The 4,136-nt window shown below is 72.9% G+C and carries 4 protein-coding genes; 2 read left to right on the top strand and 2 right to left on the bottom strand.

Features of this window, described 5'->3' with window-relative positions:
* Both ESO86_RS12685 and ESO86_RS12680 read right to left on the bottom strand, forming a co-directional pair.
* A partial coding sequence (locus ESO86_RS12685; protein WP_165307781.1) for a glycosyltransferase family 2 protein occupies positions 1 to 793 on the bottom strand: 793 nt, incomplete at its 3' end.
* Positions 794 to 852: 59 nt separating this feature from the next.
* The gene (locus ESO86_RS12680; protein ID WP_129235354.1) at positions 853 to 2,025 is read right to left on the bottom strand and encodes a glycosyltransferase family 2 protein; all 1,173 of its coding nucleotides are present in this window, start codon (positions 2,023 to 2,025) and stop codon (positions 853 to 855) included.
* A gap of 56 nt (positions 2,026 to 2,081) precedes the next feature.
* Here ESO86_RS12680 and ESO86_RS12675 point away from each other — a divergent pair, with 56 nt between their 5' ends.
* Together ESO86_RS12675 and ESO86_RS18990 are read left to right on the top strand one after the other, a co-directional pair.
* The gene (locus ESO86_RS12675) at positions 2,082 to 2,960 is read left to right on the top strand and encodes a glycosyltransferase family 2 protein (RefSeq protein WP_129235353.1); all 879 of its coding nucleotides are present in this window, start codon (positions 2,082 to 2,084) and stop codon (positions 2,958 to 2,960) included.
* A partial coding sequence (locus tag ESO86_RS18990; protein ID WP_165307779.1) for a hypothetical protein occupies positions 2,957 to 4,136 on the top strand: 1,180 nt, incomplete at its 3' end. The genes ESO86_RS12675 and ESO86_RS18990, both read left to right, overlap by 4 nt.

The following is a 4,136-nucleotide window of genomic DNA, read 5'->3' as shown; positions in this document are numbered from 1 at the left end:
CGACCCTCCGGGCGCGCTCGGCGATGCCGGGGAGCCGCTCGGCGAGCGCGACCGCGCGCGCGAGCAACCTGCCGTTGCGCTCGGTGCGCGCAGCGCGGAGCCGGTCGATCCGCCCACCCCACCCGAGGGACGTCACGCCGATCTGGTTCGCGCCGTGCTGGCGGTACCCGATCAGCGGCTCGGGGCTCACCGCGATCCCGCCCGAGACGGATGCCACGATCGCCAGCCACTCGTCGTGGACCCAGCTCGGCGGGAACGGCGCCGCGAGCTCGACCAGGTCGCGGCGCAGCATCATGGTGGCGCCGGTCAGGAGGTTCCGACGGAGCAGCTCGTCGAACGCCGCGGCTCCGTCGACCGAGGCCCGCAGCGACTCGTCGACGCCGAGGGTGCCGAACAGCGTCGCCGCCATCGCGGCCCCCTCCGCATCGATCAGGTCGGCGTCGGCCGCCACGAGCTGGAGCGCCGGCCGCTCCGCGAACGCGGCGACCGCGACGGCGACCCGGTCGGGACGCCAGACGTCGTCCTGGTCGGACAGCGCGACGAGGTCGCCGGTCGCGGCGCGGAGCGCCTGCTCGAAGTTCGCGGTGACGCCGAGCGGCTCGACGTTGCGGAGCACGTTCAGCTCGACGGCCCCGCCCGCCTCGCGATGCTCTCGCACCGCCCGCTCGACGATCGCGACGGTGTCGTCGGTCGAGGCGTCGTCGCTCACGACGATCTCGTCGACCGGCCGCGTCTGCGCGAGGATGGTGCGGACCTGCTCGCCGACGAAGCGCGCACCGTTGTGCGTGCCCATCACCACGGAGACCGTGTCCGCTCGGGGCTCCGGCCGCGCCGCGGCATCCGCTGCGGCGCTCATTCCTTGCGGAGCCCGACCTTGAGCACGCCGAGGAACATGCCGGCCATGACGGTCTGCGCGCCGAGCATCATGAAGAGCGCGGCGAGGACGGCCGTGCGCGCCGTCGTACCGGGCTCGAGCGGGCCGAAGTCGGCGGCGGCCCAGACGGCGAACTGCCAGATCGCGATCGCGAGCCCGACGAGGAACAGGGCGAGTCCGAGGAGGGCCCCGCTCTCGAGGCTGATCCGACGTTCGAGCCGGTCGAAGTTGCGGGACCTCGGGATCCGGAAGCCCTCGTGCTGCGCGTAGATCTTGGTCAGGATCGCGAACAGCACGGACTGGTACCCGACGACGGTGAGCGCGGCGAGGTACACCTGGCTCGACAGGTCGAACCCGACGTCCCCGAACACGACCGGACCGAACGCGAGGGCGAGCGTGCCGATGAGCCCGAACAGGAACGCGACCGTTCCGGGGATGAGGAACAGCCACCTGGGACTGAAGATGAGGAGGAACCGGAGGTGGCGCCATCCGTCCCGCCAGCTGCGCAGGTGCGGCGGCCGGCTGCGCCCGTCCTTGTCGAGGGTCGTCGGCACCTCGGTCACCCTGAGCCCGCCGAGCGTCGACTTCACGACCACCTCGCTCGCGAACTCCATGCCCGTGGTCTGCAGGTGCAGGTCGAGCATCGACTGCCTGTGGAAGCCCCGCAGCCCGCAGTGGAAGTCGCCGATCGGGGAGCGGAACAGGACGCGCCCGACCCAGGACAGCACCGGGTTGCCGAGGTACTTGTGGAGGGGAGGCATCGCGCCCTCGGCGATGCCGCCCCGGAAGCGGTTGCCCATGACGAGCTGGTCGCCGGCGCGGAGCCGTTCGACGAACGCGTCGAGGTTCGAGAAGTCGTAGCTGTCATCGGCGTCGCCCATGATGACGTAGGTGCCCCGCGCCGCCTCGATGCCGCCCAGCAGTGCACTGCCGTAGCCCTTCGCGGGCACGTCGACCACGCGAGCGCCGTGCGCCCGGGCGATCTCCTGCGACCCGTCGGTCGAGCCGTTGTCGGCGACGACGACCTCGCCGACGACGCCGCTGCGCTCGAGGTACCCGTTCGCCTTGTCGATGCACGTCGCGAGGGTCTCGGCCTCGTTCAGGCAGGGCATCACGATCGAGAGCTCGATCGTGTCGGTCGCAGCTGGCATGTCGCAGTGGATCCTGTCGTATGGGAGGGCGAGTTCATCGTACAGAATGAGACATCGTGGAACTCGGACTGGTGGTCTCGACGCTCGGCCGCGTCGAACCGCTGCGGCGCCTCCTCGACTCGCTCTCGGGCCGGCTCGCGTCGGGCGACGAGCTCGTGATCGTCGCGCAGCGGAACGTCGAAGAGGTGGAGGCGCTGGTCGAGGGCTTCGATGCGGGATCCGGGCGCGCGGTCGTCACGACGAGCGCCCCCGGGGCCGCACGCGGTCGCAACCGCGGCGTGGCGTCGCTCGACGGCGACGACCCGCTCCTCGTGTTCCCCAACGACACCACGTGGTTCCCGGCCGGCAGCCTCGAGGCGCTTCGGTCGCTGCCCGCGCAGACCCGACTCGCCGCGATGACCGTCGTCGACGAGCACGGCCCGAAGTTCGTCCTGCCCACCCCCGGCACGCCCTTCGACCGATGGAACGCGTGGAGCGTGATCGAGATGGGGCTGCTCGTCAGGCGGAGCCTGTTCGACGCCGTCGGCGGGTTCGACCCGGACCTGGGCACCGGGGCGCCGACCCCCTGGCAGGCCGGCGAGGCGACCGACCTGCTCCTGCGCATCGACGACCGGGCGCCGCGGGAGACCGCGGGGATCGTCTGGCTCCCGCCGTCGGTGTCGGTCGGCGGCATCGCCGACGCCCACGGGCTCGAGCGTGCAGAACGCCGGCGCAAGCTCCGCGCCTACGGTCGCGGGCTCGGCCTGGTCGTCACGCGCTGGCGCTACCCGTGGCCGTGGCGGGTGGCGTTCGTGGGCGGCGGCCTCGCGTTCGGCCTGCGCCACGGGGGCGAGTACGGCGTGCTGGACGGCTGGTGGGTGTTCATCGGGCGACTGGAGGGCGCGCTCGGCCGCACCTTCGGCGGCTCCGCCCCCGTCGAGGCGGTGCGCCGATGAGCCTCGAGTCCCCCGCGCCGATGCGCCTGCGCCGCGCCACCATGAGCGCGATCACGCTGCTCGGCGGCGTCTCCCTCGCGGTGATCCCGGCCGCGACCGTCTCGATCGCCTCACGCCTCTTCACCCCGGCCGAGCAGGGCCTCATCGCGGTCGCGGTCACCGTCGCGACCTTCGCGGGCCAGCTGGCGTTCGCCGTCATCGTCGAGTCGCGGCTGAGCTCCGCGGGCACCGAACGACGCGTCGTCTTCCCCCTGTGGCTCGCCGCGGCATCCGTGCTCGCGGGCATCGCGGTCGTCGCCACCGGACCGAACGTCGTGTCGCTCTGCATCGGGCTGCCCGTCCTCGTCGCCGCGCTCGAGGTCGGCCGCGGCGTCTCGGTCGCCGAGCGACTCGATCGCCGGGAGATCTGGGCCTCGATCCTCGTCGGAGCGGGCGCGCTCGCCGGCGTCGTCGCCGGCTTCGCCGGCCAGGCATGGGCGCTGATGCCGCTCGTCGTGGGCATCGTCGCGGCGACCGTCGTCCGGTGCCTTCCGGTCGAGCATCGCGCGAGCCGCCCCGAGCGCCGCGTGATGGGGTGGGTGGTCGCCGACACCGCGATCACCGGCGCGGTGTACCCGCTGCTCAACTCGATGATCCTCGCCTTCCTCGGCCCGAACGAGGCCGTCCTGTTCGCCGCGATCTCGACCGTGTCGGGCCTGCTCGCGATCCCGCTGAACTTCATGCGGCTCCGGCTGCTCAAGGAGCACTCCGGACTCGACATCATCGTGTCGGCCGGCGCGGTCGTCGCGGCGATCGCCGCGCTCCTCGTCGCGGAGTGGCTCGGCGTGTTCGGATTCCTCTTCGGCGAGGCCTGGACCACCTCGGCGACGCTCCTGCCGCTCGTCATCGCCTGCGCGTGGCGCGCGGCGTCACTGGCCACGACGATCCCCTTCGCCTCGCTGCGCCGCCGCGGGGAGGTGCGACTCGTGACCGGCCTGCGCGCCCTCGTCTCGGTGATCACCTTCGCGCTGGCCGGACTCGCGCTCGTCTCCGGATCGCTCGCCGCCGTCTTCGGCGGGCTGCTCGTCGCCGAGCTGCTCTCGGCGGTCGTCTACGAGGCGGCGCGACGTCGGCGGGTCTCGGCGACGCGCGCCGGCTCGGCGTCCGGAACGGATGCCGCTGGCCCCGGCGGCGCGG

It is taken from the genome of Agromyces binzhouensis, from assembly GCF_004135055.1.
Taxonomy (GTDB): domain Bacteria; phylum Actinomycetota; class Actinomycetes; order Actinomycetales; family Microbacteriaceae; genus Agromyces; species Agromyces binzhouensis.
The sequence above is the reverse complement of the archived record's forward strand: the minus strand, read 5'-3'. Positions and strand labels throughout refer to the sequence as shown.